Source organism: Dysgonomonas mossii (assembly GCF_004569505.1).
Classification (GTDB): domain Bacteria; phylum Bacteroidota; class Bacteroidia; order Bacteroidales; family Dysgonomonadaceae; genus Dysgonomonas.
In genome coordinates, this window is sequence record NZ_SPPK01000081.1 from 1 (window position 1) to 429 (window position 429).

1 protein-coding gene is annotated in these 429 nt (G+C 34.7%); it reads left to right on the forward strand.

Annotated elements, in window-relative coordinates:
- The coding region (locus E4T88_RS17530) for a MazG-like family protein (RefSeq protein ID WP_228094014.1) at window positions 1-357 on the forward strand (357 nt) is incomplete at its 5' end.
- Window positions 358-429 lie beyond the last annotated feature (72 nt).

A 429-nucleotide genomic window follows, 5' to 3' on the forward strand; every position in this document is an offset into this window, starting at 1 on the left:
ATAGAACATATGGTAAAAGAAATAAGAAAAGAAAAAACGGAGAAAAAAACTAAAATGAATAACTTAATCAAACAAGTAGAGCAATGGGGTAAAGATAAAAATTTAGATCAAGGTAACAGCTTTAGTCAATTTGCTAAGAGTGCTGAAGAATTAGGCGAGGTAGCAAGTGCTTTATGTAGAAACGACAAAGACTTATTAAGGGACGGTATAGGCGATGTAGTTGTAACACTTATCATTCTTGCTCAACAGAACGGAATGGACTTACACGAGTGTCTAAACACTGCTTACGATGAAATTAAAGGAAGAACGGGAGTAACAACAAAAGATGGACGATTCATTAAAGAAAGTGACCTGTAAGGATAAGGGTGGCGAAAGCTACCCAGATATTTTAGAAAGAGTGAGAGATATTTTGAATAAGGAGTGAATATT